The sequence below is a fragment of the Polaribacter sp. Z014 genome (assembly GCF_023555435.1).
Classification (GTDB): Bacteria; Bacteroidota; Bacteroidia; order Flavobacteriales; family Flavobacteriaceae; genus Polaribacter.
In genome coordinates, this window is sequence record NZ_JALCZP010000012.1 from 20214 (window position 1) to 37404 (window position 17191).

13 protein-coding genes and 1 pseudogene are annotated in these 17191 nt (G+C 30.3%); 6 read left to right on the plus strand and 8 right to left on the minus strand.

The genetic code is table 11. The features are described from left to right. Positions 1 to 7: 7 nt before the first annotated feature. Positions 8 to 1036 carry a LacI family DNA-binding transcriptional regulator gene (locus tag MPF19_RS13150; RefSeq protein WP_203394157.1) on the plus strand — a complete coding sequence of 343 codons (1029 nt, stop codon included), beginning with the start codon at positions 8 to 10 and terminating at the stop codon, positions 1034 to 1036. Between the two features lie 23 nt (positions 1037 to 1059). Continuing rightward, on the plus strand, positions 1060 to 1863 hold the full coding sequence (locus MPF19_RS13155) for an HAD family hydrolase (protein ID WP_249988587.1): 804 nt from the start codon (positions 1060 to 1062) through the stop codon (positions 1861 to 1863). A 576-nt stretch (positions 1864 to 2439) separates the two neighbouring features. On the opposite strand, the gene MPF19_RS13160 is transcribed toward MPF19_RS13155, so the two are convergent. Together MPF19_RS13160 and MPF19_RS13165 are read right to left on the minus strand one after the other, a co-directional pair. Further along, the gene (locus MPF19_RS13160; protein ID WP_249988588.1) at positions 2440 to 3288 is read right to left on the minus strand and encodes a glucosaminidase domain-containing protein; all 849 of its coding nucleotides are present in this window, start codon (positions 3286 to 3288) and stop codon (positions 2440 to 2442) included. Continuing rightward, on the minus strand, positions 3285 to 4244 hold the full coding sequence (locus tag MPF19_RS13165) for a 1-aminocyclopropane-1-carboxylate deaminase/D-cysteine desulfhydrase (protein WP_203394160.1): 960 nt from the start codon (positions 4242 to 4244) through the stop codon (positions 3285 to 3287). Before MPF19_RS13165 ends, MPF19_RS13160 begins: the two co-directional genes overlap by 4 nt. 584 nt (positions 4245 to 4828) lie before the next feature. Between MPF19_RS13165 and MPF19_RS13170 the strand changes: the two are divergent. Continuing rightward, positions 4829 to 5680, plus strand: a pseudogene (locus tag MPF19_RS13170) (RimK family ATP-grasp domain-containing protein); the annotation flags it as partial. Between the two features lie 21 nt (positions 5681 to 5701). Here the strand turns inward: MPF19_RS13170 and MPF19_RS13175 are convergent. From MPF19_RS13175 to MPF19_RS13200, 6 genes are all read right to left on the minus strand, one after another. Continuing rightward, positions 5702 to 6253 carry a DUF1572 family protein gene (locus MPF19_RS13175; RefSeq protein ID WP_249988589.1) on the minus strand — a complete coding sequence of 184 codons (552 nt, stop codon included), beginning with the start codon at positions 6251 to 6253 and terminating at the stop codon, positions 5702 to 5704. A gap of 161 nt (positions 6254 to 6414) precedes the next feature. Beyond that, on the minus strand, positions 6415 to 6873 hold the full coding sequence (locus MPF19_RS13180; RefSeq protein ID WP_249988590.1) for a hypothetical protein: 459 nt from the start codon (positions 6871 to 6873) through the stop codon (positions 6415 to 6417). A gap of 234 nt (positions 6874 to 7107) precedes the next feature. Next, entirely contained in the window at positions 7108 to 9519 is a 2412-nt protein-coding gene (locus MPF19_RS13185; protein WP_249988591.1) for a beta-galactosidase, read from the minus strand. Between the two features lie 919 nt (positions 9520 to 10438). Then, positions 10439 to 11464, minus strand: coding sequence for an MBL fold metallo-hydrolase (locus MPF19_RS13190; protein WP_249988592.1), 1026 nt, complete (start codon positions 11462 to 11464; stop codon positions 10439 to 10441). A 5-nt stretch (positions 11465 to 11469) separates the two neighbouring features. Beyond that, the gene (locus MPF19_RS13195) at positions 11470 to 12162 is read right to left on the minus strand and encodes a hypothetical protein (RefSeq protein WP_249988593.1); all 693 of its coding nucleotides are present in this window, start codon (positions 12160 to 12162) and stop codon (positions 11470 to 11472) included. A 131-nt stretch (positions 12163 to 12293) separates the two neighbouring features. Then, entirely contained in the window at positions 12294 to 14837 is a 2544-nt protein-coding gene (locus MPF19_RS13200; RefSeq protein WP_249988594.1) for an adenosylcobalamin-dependent ribonucleoside-diphosphate reductase, read from the minus strand. A 496-nt stretch (positions 14838 to 15333) separates the two neighbouring features. On the opposite strand from MPF19_RS13200, the gene MPF19_RS13205 reads away from it, so the two are divergent. From MPF19_RS13205 to MPF19_RS13215, 3 genes are read left to right on the plus strand one after another with little or no spacing between them, the layout of a single operon-like run. Continuing rightward, on the plus strand, positions 15334 to 15897 hold the full coding sequence (locus tag MPF19_RS13205; protein WP_249988595.1) for a TetR/AcrR family transcriptional regulator: 564 nt from the start codon (positions 15334 to 15336) through the stop codon (positions 15895 to 15897). A 57-nt stretch (positions 15898 to 15954) separates the two neighbouring features. Continuing rightward, on the plus strand, positions 15955 to 16398 hold the full coding sequence (locus tag MPF19_RS13210; protein ID WP_249988596.1) for a cupin domain-containing protein: 444 nt from the start codon (positions 15955 to 15957) through the stop codon (positions 16396 to 16398). Between the two features lie 23 nt (positions 16399 to 16421). Next, positions 16422 to 17168, plus strand: a complete 747-nt coding sequence (locus MPF19_RS13215) for an SDR family NAD(P)-dependent oxidoreductase (protein ID WP_249988597.1) — start codon at positions 16422 to 16424, stop codon at positions 17166 to 17168. Positions 17169 to 17191: the final 23 nt, after the last annotated feature.

The window sequence follows — 17191 nt, forward strand, 5'->3', positions numbered from 1 at the left end:
TATATATATGAAAAGACTTACCATAAAAGACATTGCTAAAGAATTTAATGTTTCTATTTCTACTGTTTCTAAGGCTCTTAATGACAGTTACGAAATTAGCGTAAGTACTAAAGAAAAAATTCAAAAATACGCTAAAGAAAAAAATTACAAACCCAACTTTAATGCACTTAGTTTAAAAAATAGACAGACAAAAACGATTGGAATTATAATTCCTAATATGTTAAACTATTTCTTTGCACAAGTTTTTAACGGAATAGAAAAAGTTGCAAATGATAGAGGGTACAAAATAATATCATGTATTTCTAACGAATCTTTTAAGAAAGAAGTAGAAACTATAGAAATGCTTTCTAACGGAAGTATAGATGGTTTTATCTTGTCTCTTGCAGAAGAAACTATTTCTAAAGGAGATTTTAAACATTTTCAAGAAGTATTAAATAATGACACACCAATTGTAATGTTTGACAGAGTTGCAGATAAATTAAAGTGTGACAAAGTAGTAACTGATAATTTTGATAGTGCTAGAAGTACTGTTTCTTATTTAGTGAAATCTGGCCATAAAAACATTGCCTTTATTTCTACGATGAATAATTTAGAAATTGGAAGAAGAAGACAATTAGGATATTTAAAAGGTTTAGAAGATTACAATATTAAAGCAGAAAAGAATCTAATCATAAACATAGACGACAACTATAAAAATTATGAAGAAATTTTAACTCCTATTTTTAAAAACAACACCATAGACAGTGTTATCGCCACAGATGAAGCTTCTGCTATTGCTGCTATGAAAGTAGCTATAAAACTAGGGCATAAAATTCCAGAAAAGTTTTCTGTTATTTCTTTTTCTAACGGAATCTTAGCCAGACACTCTAGCCCAAGAATGACTACTGTTAGCCAACATGGAGAAATTATGGGAGCTACTGCTGCAGAAATGCTTATCAATAGATTAGAAGACAAGTCTAAAGTTAAGAAAAAACATGAAACTGTTATTATAAAAACAGATTTGGTTGAAAGAAATTCTACTAAAAAAATCTTATAAATTTCATACCCATTTAGAGTACAATGAATTTATCTAAAGTAAAATTAGTAGTTTCTGACATGGACGGAACACTACTAAACTCCAAAGGAGAAGTAAGCAATTTATTCTTTGAATTATTTGAACAACTAAAAAAGAAAAATATTATTTTTTGTGCCGCAAGCGGAAGACAATACAATAGTATAGTTTCTAAATTAGATGCCATTAAAAAAGATATTTTTATAATTGCAGAAAACGGTGGTATTGCTAAAAAAAACGACGACTTATTAGTCTTAAATTTACTTTCTGCAGATAAAATTAAAAAAATACTTCCACTACTACAAAGTATAGATAATTCTCACGTTGTTTTGTGTGGAAAAAATGGTGCTTTTATAGATACTAAAAATCAAAAATTTATTGATTTATTTCAAGAATATTATAATAAATACACAATTGTTGATGATTTATCTAGCATTGTAGACAAAGAAGACTTCTTAAAAATAGCCATTTATCATTTTACTTCTTCAGAAAAATATATTTACCCAATCATAAAGGATTTTGATAAAGACTTATTAATTAAAATTTCCGGAAAAAACTGGTTAGATATTTCTGATAAAAAAGCAAATAAAGGAAATGCTTTAAAAAAGGTACAACAAATTTTAAACATCACTAAAGAAGAAACCATGGTTTTTGGTGATTACCATAATGATATAGAAATGCTTAAAGAGGCCGACTTTAGTTTTTCTATGAAAAATGCACATAAAGACATTACCGAAATTGCTAATTACGCTACAGATAGCAATGATAATTTTGGTGTAGAAAAAATACTAAAGCAATTGGTAGAAAACTAGCGATTTGTATAAAAAACGTAAGGCAGGTTATAAGCACTATTGTTTCAGTTTATAACTTAACTAAATATAAATAAGTACGGGCTTTTCAATTAAACCTAGATCTAACCTATCTTTTATATTATGTTGGCTTTAGTTATTTTTGAATTATAGAAAATCAATAATTTAACTTATTTTCAAATTTAAAATACTTAGTGACTGTAAGTATAGCTCATTAAATATATGGTAACTAATAGTGTTAAGGTCAGAAATATACTTGAAATTACGCCAGTTACAATAGCCGTTTTATTTTTATTAATCCGAAATGAAATTATAGATAGTACTAGAGATATTAGGAATAATATGGGTAGTCCCAAAATAAAAGTTTCTGGAATTTTCCAAGATATGGGGTTATCATTAATAACCAATAATATAAATAGACCTAATATCAATAAAATAAAAACAACTGCAATATTCATTTTTTTATGTGCTTCCATTTAAAAATATTTATTAGACAGTATTCTTTATTTAATTAGGACTTCTCTTAAATTCTTGAATGGGAAATGTTTTATTAATTAAACCAAACTCTAAATAAAAGAATTATTGTATTAACAAGTGTTGTCCTATAGAAATAACATTATCTTTTAAGCCATTAACTTCTTTAATTAAGGCAACAGTTGTATTAAATTTTCTGGCTATAGAATATAGCGTATCTCCTTTTGTAACTTCATAATATTTTGCAATACTATTTTTGGAGTTCACCTCCTTTTCTACAACTTCTGTAGCTTTGTCATCTAATTTAAAGTCTTTCTTTTTTACCTTATCAAATTCATATAACTTATAATCTTCAATAATTCTTATAAGCTTATTTGGATATTGTTTATCTGTAGCATAACCCGCTTTTTTTAAGCCTTTTGCCCATCGTTTATAATCCTTAGCCCCATAATTAAATAAGAAAGAATATCTTTTTCTTTCTGTTAAAAATGCAGAATGATCATCATAAGACGTTTCTACAAATTGGTATTTTCTAAAACACTCTCCTTTTTCATCATCATCATGATATACGCGTTCTCCCTGCCATTGTGTATGACATTTTATACCAAAATGATTATTTGATTTTAAAGCTAACTCACTTCTTCCTCTACCAGATTCTAAAATTCCTTGCGCTAAAGTAATACTTGCAGGAATTTTATTTTCATGCATTTCTTTCACAGAAATGGGTGCATATTTTCTAATATAGGCTAATGTCTGTTTATTTAAACTAGAGTTTTTATTTAATAATTTTTTTGTGAGTTCTTTTTCATTTACAGAAGGTAACTTCTCTGGTTTTGATTCATTTAAAACTACACCAGCGCTTTTTTTAGTTTTACTCTGACTCGCTTTTTTACTAGAACCACAACTTGATAAAATTAATACACTAACACAAAAAAATACTACTCTTAATTTCATACACTTTTAATTATCTGCTCATTTTTCTTTTCTAACATCTGGTTAAAACCCGCTATTCCCTGAATTCCTCCAGTATGAATTGCTAAAATCTTAGTCCCTTCTGCAAAAAAGTCTTTTTTAATTAAATCTACAATACCAAACACCATTTTTCCTGTATAAATAGGATCTAATAAAATACCTGTTTTATCTGTAAAATCGTTGATAAAAGAAATTAAATTCTCGTCATATTTTGCATATCCACCAAAATGATACCCTTTTTGTAATTTCCAATTATCATTTTTAATGGTATATTTTTTTATTTCTTCGGATAAAAAATTTCCTTTTAACGCAGGAAAACCTAATACTTTTTGTTTCCTTTTTAAAGATTTTATTAAACCCGCTAACGTACCTCCAGTACCCACTGCAGCACAAACATAATTAAATTGAGCATCTTCTTTTGTTAAAATTTCTTCACAACCATTAACTGCCAAAAAATTTGTTCCACCTTCCGGAATTAAATAAAAATCGCCCCATTTATTTTTCATTTTTTCAATGAAACCAAACGATGTTTTTTGTCTGTATAATTCTCTAGAAACAAAATGGAATTTCATTCCGTGATCATGTGCCACCTTTAATGTAGGATTTTCTTCTAAAGTTTGTTCTAGATTTTTACCCAATTCCTCGCCTCTAATAATACCAAAAGTTTTTAGACCTTCCATTTTACCTGCAACTGCAGTTGCAACAATATGATTAGAATACGCACCTCCAAAAGTAAGGACCGCCTTCTTTTTAAGTTTTTTAGCTTCTAGTAAATTGTATTTTAATTTTCTAAATTTATTCCCTGATACAAAAGGGTGTATTAAATCTTCTCTTTTTATAAAGAGCTCTATATTTTTTTCTTCTAAGATTGGGAGAAAAACTTGTTGGTTTTGAGCGATAAATTCACTCTCGAAAAAAGTATTGTTTGTGTTACTCAATGTTAAGAATTTGTTACCGCAAAAATAACAGATATTATTTTGTTACCTACATAATCTTTGCTTTTTAAAATTAAAACGACAACTTAACCTCGTTTATTTCTAAAAAACACTCAAAATTTCTTCAAATTAATCTTTTGCCTTAAAAATTGAGTGCTAAAAAAACAATAAAATTCAAAAAATTAAAGAAAGTGCTCTTTAAAGAAATAATTTCAACTTTCTAAAAATAGGATTTATCAGCCATATTATTCTAAAGAAGCTATAGCCGAATAACATCAATTAAAATAACAATAGAATAATTGGCTAATTAGGGCAAAAAATCAAACAAATATCGCTCTAAAACAAATTAGACACTTTATTCTTTTAAAACATGAGAAAACTCAAATAAAAACGAAGATATTTTTATCTTCCTAATAATTATGTTTTTCAAACAAGACTAAAAACACAGGTATTAATACTTATTAATAAGTAAGTTAACACCAAATATTGAGTTTTAAAAAAAATAAATATATTTTTATACGAATGTATTTTCAATCGAAAAATAGTATAATTTTACTTAAAATTTATATCGCGATTATGCTCCATAAATGAACAAATACATTGTTGCCAATCAACCAGAAAAATGGCTTTTTTCTATTGATAATATTACGGTAATTTCCTCACAAGAATACCTTACCAACCCAAAGTATGCTTCTTTAAAAAAAGCTAGAATATTTAACCTTTGCAAAAACTATAGTTACCAATCTAAAGGGTACTATGTTTCTCTTTTAGCGGAAGCCAGAGGACATTTAGCAATACCTACTGTAAAAAATATTGTAGATTTAAAAACATTGAAACTTGTAAAAATTGTTTCTGAAGAGTTTGATGATGAAATTCAGCAAAGTTTAAAAAATATTAAATCGAGAGCTTTTACTTTAAGTATTTATTTCGGTCAAAATGTAGCGCAAAAATATAAAGGATTAAGTAGTTTGTTTTACAAACATTTTCAAGCCCCTTTTTTACGCGTTCATTTTAACTTTAACAACAAATGGAACATACAAAGTATTGAGGCTATTTCTGAATCTGAAATACCTATAGAACATTTAGAATGTGTCTATGAATTTGCGAATCAGTACTTTTCTAAGAAACGTTATGACACACCCAAATTAGCCACTTCAGATTTTGATTTAGCCATATTAGTAGACCCGAACGATCCTGCCCCACCAAGCAATGCAAAAGCCCTAAAAAAGTTTGTTGATATTGCAGAAAAGATGAATATTTATGCCGAAATAATTCATCCAAAAGACCTTAGCCGTTTATCGTCTTTCGACGCATTATTTATCCGCCAAAGTACAGAAGTTAATAATGAAGCGTATGCATTTGCTCGCAAAGCACAGCAAGAAGGAATTGCCATTATAGATTACCCAGATGCTATTTTAAAATGTTGCAATAAAGTTTATACTTTGTTGTACCAGTTTTTTTTATAAATCATCTGTAAAATGTTCTTTTCTTTTCGGTTTAGAAAATTTTTCTTTATTGTATTCCTTTGATTTTCCTTTCGGTATAGAAAGTGAATTCCAATTTTCGTTTTGAACTATTTTTCCGATAAACACAATTTGTCCAATATGATAAGGATAATGTGCAAGTTGTCTATTTATGGCTTCAGGTATTGAGTGTCCCATATTTCGGATATAAATTACTTTTTCAAGGTCTTTTTCCTTTAAAAGATAAATTGCCTCAAATAAACATTTCCAACCTTCATTCCATTTTAATAATAATTCCTTTTTAGTTTTTATATCTTCATCAAATTCCTCATCTCGCTTTCTCCATTTTTTTTCTCCGTCAGTAGTTAAAAAGTCAGTCCAACGAGATAGCATATTTCCGTTTAAATGTTTCACTATCATAGAAATACTATTGCTTTCCTCATTTAATTTCCAAAATAATTTTTCCTCGGGTATTTGCTCAAAAGTTTTCTCTCCAAGTGTTTTATAATATTCAAACTGTTTTATTACACTTTCTAAATAATTATTCATTTTCAGCGTTTTTTGAAAATTGGCTACGTTGTTATGTATGGTTGGTTGCGTGGTTAAGCAACTAAGTTAACAAAAAGGCACGAGCCTGAGAATATTCCGAAGGAATATTCCAGATGATCAGAAACGAAGCAATTAATTATACACGGTGTTGGCAATAGTATTTATTTCCAGTTTTTAATTTCAGGAATTAATTCCGCTATTACTTTTTGGTCGGAAATAAATATAATTTTATTCAATTTCGCCTTGTTTTTTGTTTTATAAACTTTAATATTTAAAAATTCATTTTTTGAATCGTAGTAAAAAATTAAGTTCTCAGAATTTCCAGATGATGTTAATTTAAAATTTGAGTTAAGTTCTTTGGCTAGTTTATGAAATCGGTCATTATTTATTGGTTGAGTATTTTCGACATCTATTATATTCACAATATTCTCACGATTGTAAGAGAATTTGATTGTTTCTGTTTCGGTTAGTTTTTTTATTTCAAAATGATTTTCAGTAAGTTGAGATTCCTCAATATTTTCATTTCCATACTTTTTTTGAACTTTTTCAAAAGTCGAATTAATTTGAGAATAACCTAAAATGGATATAAATAAAAATATTTTCGTAAATAGTAATTTCATATTAATCTGGGTTTTATATTATTGCCAACATCCGATATCACAAATTAAAACTTGTGATATCAATAAAACCACAAAACATTAGCCAAAAATAGGAATGACAATAATAGTACGATAACTGTTTCTTTTGGTTATGTTAGAAGAACAAAATTTTAAAGTAAGTTCATTTTTCAATATTTTTTATATTTAATCCCAGTTAGATAAAAATCACCTAACTGAGATTTCTATTGTATTGCTTTATCTAGGCTCTAGTTCTAGCAATAATACGCCTTTAGGAGCCATTTTAAACTTCGCGTTCATTGCTTCTTGTGTTAGCAAATTAGTGACATTAAAATTTGATATGTTCTTAATACCTAGTGTAATATTCGCAGTATCTTTCCCGATATTTAGAATACTAATCAAATACTTACCATTTTTCTGCTGAACAACTCTCCAATGAACTCCTTGGTGATCTGTACCATTATCTTCCACAAGTGTTACAGCAGATCTACTTTTTTCAGTTTCTTTTAAAACAAGCTTTCTAATTTCGTCTCTAGTTTCATCCGTCTTAAGACGAATCAATTTTCCTTTGATAGCAGATAAGTGTTTTGTATGTGGTTGTCCATATTCATTTTTACTTAAACTAACGTTATCTACAATTACTGTTCCCCCATTATCTAAGTATGATTGAAGAGCATCTAATTCTGCTATGGTAACAAATTCTGTTTTATAAACCAGAATTACATCCCAAAGTGAATTATCTTGTTTTTCAATAATCTTTTCTGTGGCAAATCCGACAGGAAAACCATCAAAAAAGACTTTTTCGTACATCGAAAACTGTTCAGTCATGTGATTTTTCTTATTAATAGCTGAAGTTTCTGAGTAAAATAAACGCAATGGACGACGCTGTTTACGAAGTTCTATAATTTCTTCGGAAAAAGCATTTAAGTCGTACATAACCTGGGTGTATGCATTCGCTATTTGTGGTTGTTGGTTAATAGAACCCGCAAACGAGCCAGCAAGTGCTTTATCTGAAAATTCTAGTTTACCTTCTAATCTCCCTTCAGGTGATCCGTCTGGGTCTCTTGCCCAAAACCAAGTTAAATTAACGTCCATTCCTAGTAACGTTGCCAACCAATGAATGCTCTCTACATACTCTACAGAGGTATCAAGTTTACGAAAGCTTACAGAAGAAAGAAAATGAGATTCTGAGTTCACATGAATTTTCTCTGGCGAAACAGACTCCATAAAGTCATAAGACATCCCTAATTCTCCCCAAGAATATGCATAGTGCTCCTCCCACTCTTCTGGCTTCTTAGATCTTGTGGAGCGAGTTTCACCTGCTTTCGCATCATCACCAATCATAGATGTTAGCTCAGTAAGCGTTTCTAAGTCAATACCATGAGCACGGCCATTTCCTGTAAAGTGATGTGTACTTTGTTTAATATGGGTATCTGCCTCAGGATTCCCTTTGCGAAGTTCTCCTTGAAGATAGCTATACCAATCAATAGCTCTATCCATATTGTAGCGAGCCCAATCATAATAAATAGGAGTACCCACAACATTCTTATTAGTAAAAGGAATTTTAATTTCAATGGTATCAAAACTAGTAAATTTAGTACTCCAATTCTTGTTTAAAGCATTTAGATCACCATCATACTTAGCATTTAACCAGTTTCTAAATTTGTTAAGCGTATAAGAAGAAATATTCTGCATTTCTCCGGTACGTTTAGTCCAACCAGATGAGATGGAATGCCAGTGAGGTTCATTAGCAAGAATATAACCAAGCTGAGTTACTTTTTTTCCTTTCGTTATAGCTCCTGTTTTACTTGCAATAGTACCCCATAATTCTCTTACCAAAGGATTGTCAATATCAAACCCCGTAAAAGTACTACGTCCCATTCTTGCTTCTGGTTCTTGTTTAGCAACCCATTCAGGAATTCCTTGATTCCAGTAAATTAGAAAACCAACATTCTTATCAGAAATGTCTGTTACTCTCTTTAATTGTGTTTCATCTAAAGTACGATCTTCCTTTAGTAAGAATGAATTAATCGCTCTATCATGCTCGGGTTTATATAACTTTTCTCCACCATGATAAATTGCACCAAGATGATCGTTATAAATAGCTGTATTGGTAAGTGGCTGACCAACTGTTTTAGAAAAATAATCGTAAAGAAAAATCGGCTTGCCATTACTCAATAACACGTTGTCTCCAACTTCAATATTTTGCCAATCTACTTTATTAACAGGACGTCGTTTAATCTTATTTTCTAGAACCTTGGTAAGCTCTTTAATACCATCATCTAAAATCTGTACAACCATCTTGCGCTCAAAATCTGGAATTTCGGCTGCGTACTTTTCCTTATCTTTCTTATAAATATGGTATTCTCCAAATAAATAAGTTACAGCATCCTGATTATTTTCATCCCAGTCTGCATATTTTAGAAATTCTTTAGCAAACCAGAGTACAGTTTCTTCACGAGTAACATCTATATTTTTTAGACGCGCTTTTTCCATCTGCGCTTTTAACATTTTCGTTTTTGTTAAGGCAACTTTTACCAATGGATTATCTGTAGACGTCAATTCTTTTTCAGTTGAAGAGCTTGAACAAGAAGTTAGGCCTACTATTACAAGACCTATTATTAAAAAGTAAATTCGTTTAGTAAACATCTTTAATTACTTAAATTGTTAATTGTTTTTTTTCAATGCTAAAGTTACTCTTTTGACGATTATAATTATTCAAATTCAACCATTATTTTATTATTTTTAGACCGAGATTTAACACTTTCGTTTCAAAAATGAGCCCTTTTTAGACGATTGAAAAATCTCCGTATAAAAACATATACTATGAGATTCCTCGTCGCGCCTCGCTCGGAATAACGTCTTTTACAAGCAGCTGTACATTAACTAATTATTACGTTTTTCAAATTACAAAAAAACTCCACAAAACTGTCACTTCGAAGTATTGAGAAGTCGCATAACCGTGATAACGCAAACCTGAGAAAGATTATGTGATTTCTCCCTTAGGGTCGAAATGACAAAACTGTACGTCATCAAAACCATACCTCATGAGATTCCTCGTTGTACCTCACTCGGAATAACGTCTTTTACAAAAAAACTGTACATCAGTTAATTACTACGTTTTTCAAATTACAAAAAAACTCCACAAAACTGTCACTTCGACATTTTTGGAGAAGTCTCATAAAGAGGAGAACGCTAAATTGAGAAAGATTATGTGATTTCTCCCTTAGGGTCGAAATGACAAAACTGTACGTCATCAAAACCATACCTCATGAGATTCCTCGTCGTGCCTCGCTCGGAATGACACAAATCAACTAAACAACTCACATTGTCATTTCTAAATGAGCCTTTTTAGACGATTGAGAAATCTTATAATTTTAAATGAAGTAAGACTAAAAATAGCACTCATTTACTAACTAAATAAAAAGCAGAACATGTTTGTATATGGTTTGTTGCGTGTTTCAAGTAACTATTTAGTAAATAATTACCAACCAAGAAAGTCCGAGAGGACTTTCCTTAGTAGGCAAGAAGCTAGCTATAAATTATATACAGTTTACCTGCAGACTTTTTATATAGGTTCCGCTGACCCCCAATTTCTCTCTGGAAAAAGATTGGATTTTGAATTAATATGTTTCTTACCTCCTTTATGAGTGCTGTAAGTATTACATTCAGATAGATTTTTTTTGATACAACTAATAACTGCTTTTCTAGGATGCTTTTTACTTCCATTTGCGGAAACCCAAAATTGTTTCGGATTGAAATTACTAATCCAATTTGTACTTATGTTTCTTCTGCTTCCGTGGTGAGGCAATTGACATATATGTAAATTCCGAATGTCATAACCATTGTTTTCTGCTGATTCAAAAGAATCAACTCCTGCATCTGCTGTAAACAAGTATTTACGATTACTAGAATCAATAAATTTCGTTAAGACCGAAGTCAGATTCTCTGCGGACGCATCATTTTTTTCGTCAACTATTTTACAAGAATTTAGACCTTCTTGCAGTTCATTAATTTCACTTTCAGATTGAATATTAGAACCTGAAGTTTTTAAATTATTAATATTAGTGAAATAACCAAGTTGTTCGAGATAAAATGTTCTTGAAGGCCCTACAAATTCAAATAAATCGTGTTCTAGTTTATTATCAGAAAAGGCTTCTAATTTAGAAATGCCATATTGATTAAGAACATCACTTAGGTTATCCGATTGTTGTAATGAAGCAAATAGTTTTTGGACTCTTTTATTAGAGTACATATATGATTCATTCAAACTTCTTATTTCATTCCTTTTTGCTTCTGCAATATAATCGGTTGGGTCGTTGTAATAGAATCTTTGAATTTGATTCTTGAAATAATGAACTAAATCTATTAAACCTCCTATATGGTCGGAATGAGGATGAGTGTTAATAATTAGGATTGGGCTATTTGATGCAATATTTGGTTTTATATAACTTTCGTAATGTTCAATTATAGTTTTAGCATCTTTTGGATTACCACCGTCTATTATTGTAACGAAGTCAGAGTTATTTGCCTTTGTCCATATAATATTACAATCTGCATTACCAAGAGATAACATATCGATACTGAAATCCATATTTTTTATTTTTTTAAATATTGTTCGAATAAAATTTTTGCATAGTACTTACCATATTTGTTAATCAATAACTTACTCAAAATGATTGGCAAAATGTAGATACATAAAAAGACTAAATTAAGTTTAAATGCAAATGAATTTGAAAAAGTATATTGAAATATGAATATATTAAAAATTGAAATTATGACAGCTAAAACACTTCCTCCAATTAAATTTCTTACAAAGCCATATTCAATATTATGTTGTAAAAGCATAGAGTTATTTCTAGTTGCATTTCTAATTTGAGCTACAGCACTGGAAATAGTTTTTCTTGCCTCTTCTTCATTATTGTTTTCAGAATTTGAATCTAGTAATTGAATATTAAAGTCTGTCGCTATTTTTTGAACTATTTGCAATTTCATTGATTTAGCCAAGGTAGAGTCTGAATTAAGAAGAAAATTTGTAGTTGGCATATTTAACTCTTCTTTAAAAAGTAGATTTTGGAATAATTCTTTTGAAATTAATCTATTAATTTGAACAAGGAAATAGATTGTTGCAATAGAAAGAGTTATGTCACTAGCCCATTTATAACCTTCTAAAAAAGTCATAAATTCTATTAATTCTTCGCTGAAACCAAAATAATATAAGCTCAGTATAGGAATTGAGGTTAAAATTGTCGGAAATAATCTTGCGTTTATGTAATATGTGTTTATTTTCATTTATAGTTCGGATTTTTTATCAGCTTGCAGGTAACGTCTGACACAACAAGTTAAAACTTGCGATATCAATAAATATAACGACTCTAAAAAAATGCCAAATACTTTTTCAAGTATTTGGCATTTATAAGTTTCTATCCACATTTAGAAGAACCACAATCTTTACAGGTTAAACAACCTTCTTGATAAATTAAGTTTGTAGAATTACAATTATCGCAGGTATGTCCTTTTACTTCGGTACCATCCTCTACATAACGTTTTAAAGCACGTTGTACACCGTTTTTCCAAGAACTTATAGATTCAGAATCGAATTGTAAACTTTGTATTAACTCTACAATTTTATCAATTGGCATTCCATGACGTATGGTTCCAGAAATTAGTTTTGCATAGTTCCAAAATTCAGGATTAAATTTATGAGATAAACCTTCAATAGTAGTTTTATACCCTCTTTTATTTTGATATTGAAAATCGTATCGGGTAGTTCCTTTTTCATTTTTATTCTTAATAATAAATCCTTTATCTACCCAACGCGGAATTAGAATTCCGTCTTCATCATCTGCCAACCCCGTAAATACTTCATAAGGTCTTCCATCTACCAAACCAACAAAGGCAATCCATTTCTCTTTTTGATTTTGAAAACGAACTACATCTGCTTCTAAAGTTTGTGGACGTTTCTTAGAAAAATTAGTTGTTGTAACCTCTTTCTTATCATCCGCAGAAATTAAAACTCCAGAACGAGAACCATCTCTATAAACCGTTACTCCTTTACAGCCAACTTCCCATGCTTTTAAATACAATTCGCCAACCAATTCTTCTGTTACATCGTTTGGTAAATTAACGGTAACACTAATAGAATGATCTACCCATTTTTGGATAGCGCCTTGCATTTCTACTTTGCTATTCCAATCAATATCATTAGACGTTGCTTTGTAATATGGAGATTGTTTTACCAACTCGTCTATTTCTTCTTGTGTAAAATTCTTAGAAGAATCGATGTTATTTACTTCCATCCATTGTTTAAAACGATGGTGAAAAACTACATATTCTTCCCAAGAATCTCCAACCTCATCCACAAAATCGATACGTGCATCTTTATCATTCGGATTCACTTTTTTTCTACGCTTATACACCGGCATAAACACAGGCTCAATTCCAGATGATGTTTGCGTCATTAAACTGGTAGTTCCTGTAGGCGCAATGGTTAACAAGGCAATATTTCTACGACCATGCTCTAACATATCATAATACAGTTTACTATCTGCTTCTTTTATTCTTAAAATAAAAGGATTCTCTTTTTCTCTGTCTGCATCAAAAATAGCAAATGCACCTCTTTCTTTTGCTAAGTTTACAGAAGCTCTGTACGTTTCTACTCCTAAAACTTTATGTACTTCTGTAGAAAAAACATTTCCTTCTTCACTACCATAACGAATATTTAAAGCCGCTAACATATCTCCTTCTGCAGTAATACCAATACCGGTTCTTCTACCCTCTTCTGCTTTATGTTTAATATTCATCCACAGGTTTCTTTCTGTAGCTTTTACAACTTCTTCTTCTGGATCTGCATCTATTTTTGCTAAAATTCCATCAATTTTTTCTAACTCTAAATCAATAATGTCATCCATCATTCTTTGAGCAATAACAATATGCTTTTTGAATAATTCAAAATTGAATGCTGCCTTTTTTGTAAACGGATTTTCTACATAAGAAAACAAGTTCATAGCTAACAATCTACAAGAATCATACGGACATAAAGGAATTTCACCACAAGGATTTGTAGAAACCGTTTTGTAACCTAAATCTGCATAACAATCTGGCACAGATTCATTAATAATGGTATCCCAAAATAAAATTCCTGGTTCAGCAGATTTCCATGCATTGTGTACAATTTTTTTCCAAATTTTAGTTGCTTCTATTTCTTTGGTATACACAGGATTTTCACTAAACGTTGGATATTTTTGCTTGTATTTGGCATCATCTTTCACCGCTTTCATAAACGCATCGTCAATTCTTACAGAAACATTTGCTCCGGTAACTTTTCCTTGCTCTAGTTTTGCATCAATAAAATCTTCTGCATCTGGATGATTGATAGAAACAGACAACATTAAAGCGCCTCTTCTACCATCTTGTGCAACTTCTCTTGTAGAATTAGAATAACGCTCCATAAATGGAACAATTCCGGTTGATGTTAATGCTGAATTTTTTACAGGAGATCCTTTAGGGCGGATGTGAGATAAATCGTGCCCAACACCACCTCTACGTTTCATTAACTGTACTTGCTCTTGGTCTATTTTCATGATTCCTCCGTAAGAATCGGATTCGCCATTATTACCAATTACAAAACAGTTAGACAAAGAAGCTATTTGAAAAGGATTTCCAATTCCTGCCATCGGACTTCCTTGAGGTACTATATATTTAAAATCTTTAATAGCATCAAAAATTTCTGATTCTGTTAATGGATTGCTATATTTTTGCTCTACTCTTGCTATTTCTGATGCAATTCTCTGATGCATTTCATCTGGAGTGCTTTCGTAAATATTATCTGCAGAATCTTTTAAAGCATATTTATTTAGCCATACAGATGCAGCTAATTCATCGCCTTTAAAATAGTTAAGAGCAGCTTTTAAAGCTTCGTCTCTAGAATATGTTTTTGTTGGAATAAGTATTGTTGAAGATTTCATTGTATGATATAGCAATTAGATTATTTTTTGTTCGATAAATATCCCACAAATGTACAACCTAAAAGATGACAATTATCATAAAGTTTACAAGAAAATAAATTAACACACTTAAAATCAACCAAATAAAACTTATGAACACAGAAAAGTTAACAAATAATTTAATTTTTATTAAAATATTATTGCGTAAAACAACATCGCTAAATATCAGCATTTTAAAATTTATTTAGACCGTTTGTATAAAAAATAAAGGACTTTTTGGGATAAAAAAAGACTTAAATAATACCATTTTTCAACTTTTTACGAGACACTTTTTTAAACTACGGAAAACCATAAAGTTTTGTGTTTTTATAATGATTATAAACAAGGATCATCTTTTATATTACTTACACCTAATTTAAAAAGCAATCTATTTACTTATAAATAGTAGCCCAAATTAAATTATTAAATAAAACAGACAGACTTGTCTGTTTTAAATGTTTTATTATATATTTGCAGTATGAAACATGGTGAAGTAAAAAATAGAATTACTGAAACAGCCTCCTTTTTATTTTATAAGAATGGGTATAATTCTACAGGTATAAACCAGATTATTGCAGAAGCTGGTATTGCTAAGGCTACACTTTATAATCATTTTAAATCTAAAGAAGAGATTTGTTTGGCCTATCTTCAATATAAGAATATCAATTTTATTGAAGATTTTGAAAAGTTCACCACATCAAAACCAAAAGGAACAGATCAAGTCTTAGCCATATTCGATTTTCTTCGATTATTTTATCAAGATAAAGATTTTAACGGCTGTTGGTGTATTAAAACGGTTTCAGAAATACCAAAAGACAATGTGATTATTAGAAATGAAATTCAGTCTCAAAAAAACGAATTGATTGCACTTATCACCAGACTGACTGCCAACAATCTTGAACACCTAAAAAGCGAGCAAGTAAGTTCACTTGCAAGACAAATCTATTTACTTTACGAAAGTGCAGTAGGAGAAAGTCACTTACACCAACAAGATTGGCCTATTATAGAGGCTAAAAATTTATGTGAAAAAATAATAACCTAAAAAAATTTACCTCAACAAAGACAGACTTGTCTGTCTGTTTTTAAACAACAATTTATTATGAAAGAAAACAACACATCAAGCGATTATTCAAAACTAGAATTAGGCGAATTCTCCAATCTGACTGAAAATGTATTTCAACCAAGTCCAGATTTTAAATTAGATGGTAAAAAGTTTGTAAAAGATGAGCTAGGACTAACCAGTTCCGAAATATCATTTAATACGATGCCACCACACACGGCAATTCCACTACTTCATAAACACAAAGAAAACGAAGAAATATATATAGCCGTTAAAGGGAGAGGACAATTACTTCTTAATGATAATTATGTAGATCTAAAAGAAGGAACGATTGTAAGAGTTGCAACAGATACAGAAAGAGCTATCAGAAATAATTCGGATGCACTTTTCTCTTTTATCGTAATACAAGCCAAAGAGAATTCATTTAAAGGAAGCAACATTTCTGACGGATACTTAATTGAGAAAAAACCAAATTGGAATTAATTAATCATAAAATAATAAATAAAATGAAAGAATTTACAAATAAAGTAGCCTTAGTAATTGGCGGAACAAGTGGTATTGGTAACGCAACAACAAATGCATTATTAGAAGGAGGAGCAACAGTACATGTTGTAGGAAGAAATACGGATAAAATTGCCGATGCAACCAACTTAATTAAACACAAAACAAATATTTCTAACACCTCTGAAGTTGCAGCACTAATGGCTAAAATTGATGGTTTAGAGAACTTAGATTATTTGGTAAATGCATCTGGAATTTTTGGTCCTAAACCATTTTTAGATCATACAATGGAAGATTATAATTCTTATTTAGATTTAAATAGAGGATTCTTTTTTATCACACAAAGTGCCGCTAAAAAAATGAAAGCGACCAATGGAGGTGCTATTGTAAATGTAGGTTCTATGTGGGCAAAACAAGCCGTAAAAGCAACACCTTCTACGGCATATTCTATGCAAAAAGCAGGTTTACATTCGTTAACTCAACATTTGGCTATGGAATTAGCAGACGATAACATTCGTGTAAATGCTGTATCACCAGCTTTAGTAAACACTCCTGTGTATCATGGTGTTTTTGGAGGTGAAGAAGCTGCAAAAGAAGCATTGGTTGGCTTTAATGATTTTCACCCAATAGGTCGTTTTGGTGAATCTGAAGATATTGCCAATAGTATCATCTTCTTATTATCAGACAAAGCGTCTTGGGTAACAGGTGCTATTTGGGATACCGATGGTGGTGTTATGGCTGGTAGAAATTAAAAACAAAAAAAAAGGTTATCTAA

Bases quoted from the DNA above. Each gene is read 5' to 3' on its own strand.
- MPF19_RS13150 (WP_203394157.1), top strand. From the start codon at position 8: ATGAAAAGACTTACCATAAAAGACATTGCTAAAGAATTTAATGTTTCT.
- MPF19_RS13155 (WP_249988587.1), top strand. From the start codon at position 1,060: ATGAATTTATCTAAAGTAAAATTAGTAGTTTCTGACATGGACGGAACA.
- MPF19_RS13160 (WP_249988588.1), bottom strand. From the start codon at position 3,288: ATGAAATTAAGAGTAGTATTTTTTTGTGTTAGTGTATTAATTTTATCA.
- MPF19_RS13175 (WP_249988589.1), bottom strand. From the start codon at position 6,253: ATGAATAATTATTTAGAAAGTGTAATAAAACAGTTTGAATATTATAAA.
- MPF19_RS13180 (WP_249988590.1), bottom strand. From the start codon at position 6,873: ATGAAATTACTATTTACGAAAATATTTTTATTTATATCCATTTTAGGT.
- MPF19_RS13185 (WP_249988591.1), bottom strand. From the start codon at position 9,519: ATGTTTACTAAACGAATTTACTTTTTAATAATAGGTCTTGTAATAGTA.
- MPF19_RS13190 (WP_249988592.1), bottom strand. From the start codon at position 11,464: ATGGATTTCAGTATCGATATGTTATCTCTTGGTAATGCAGATTGTAAT.
- MPF19_RS13195 (WP_249988593.1), bottom strand. From the start codon at position 12,162: ATGAAAATAAACACATATTACATAAACGCAAGATTATTTCCGACAATT.
- MPF19_RS13200 (WP_249988594.1), bottom strand. From the start codon at position 14,837: ATGAAATCTTCAACAATACTTATTCCAACAAAAACATATTCTAGAGAC.
- MPF19_RS13205 (WP_249988595.1), top strand. From the start codon at position 15,334: ATGAAACATGGTGAAGTAAAAAATAGAATTACTGAAACAGCCTCCTTT.
- MPF19_RS13210 (WP_249988596.1), top strand. From the start codon at position 15,955: ATGAAAGAAAACAACACATCAAGCGATTATTCAAAACTAGAATTAGGC.
- MPF19_RS13215 (WP_249988597.1), top strand. From the start codon at position 16,422: ATGAAAGAATTTACAAATAAAGTAGCCTTAGTAATTGGCGGAACAAGT.